The organism is Prevotella sp. MGM1, from assembly GCF_002933775.1.
In the GTDB taxonomy this organism is placed as follows: domain Bacteria; phylum Bacteroidota; class Bacteroidia; order Bacteroidales; family Bacteroidaceae; genus Prevotella.
Window position 1 is genome coordinate 1 of the sequence record NZ_BEWV01000047.1, and the last position, 711, is coordinate 711.

Consider the following 711-nt stretch of genomic DNA (forward strand, 5'->3'; position numbering starts at 1 on the left):
GGCATACCCCCGTTGAGAACGGCCGACGAGCGCGGTTCGACGGCAATTATCCTAATCTCCGGATTAAGCTCTTTCAGCCTTTTCCCTATGCCCGAGACCGTGCCGCCGGTGCCCACTCCCGCCACGAATATATCTATTCTGCCGTCAGTGTCGTTCCATATCTCCTCAGCCGTGGTGTGATAGTGCCTTAAGGGATTGGCCTTGTTTTCAAACTGTTGCAGTATCACCGCTCCGTCCATGCCGTCGCGCAGACGCTCCGCCTCCCTTATGGCTCCGGCCATCCCCTGTGCTCCGGGTGTCAACACCACTTCCGCTCCGTATGCCTTCACAAGGCTGCGGCGCTCCACGCTCATGGTCTCCGGCATTGTGAGTATCAGCCGATAGCCTTTCACGGCGGCCACCATGGCAAGCCCCACACCCGTGTTTCCGCTCGTAGGCTCTATTATAGTGGCTCCGGGACGCAGCGCCCCGCTCTTCTCCGCATCCTCTATCATCGCCAGCGCGATGCGATCCTTGACGCTTCCGCCGGGATTGAAATACTCAATCTTCGCTATCACAGCCTTGGCCAGTCCCCGCTTTCCGGAGAAACCGCCCATTTCCATCAACGGCGTATTACCGACAAGCTCCGTAAGACGCTTTGCCACTCTCATCTTCCTTACCATGTCATTTGCTCCTTTCATCATTTTGTCCACATTATTATAATATACAGGC

The 711-nt window shown here is 56.3% G+C and carries 1 protein-coding gene; it reads right to left on the minus strand.

The window, feature by feature from the left end; genetic code table 11:
• Positions 1-680, minus strand: a 680-nt coding sequence (locus tag MoGM_RS00930) for a PLP-dependent cysteine synthase family protein (protein WP_233210094.1), incomplete at its 3' end; no start/stop codon positions are given.
• Between the last annotated feature and the right edge of the window lie 31 nt (positions 681-711).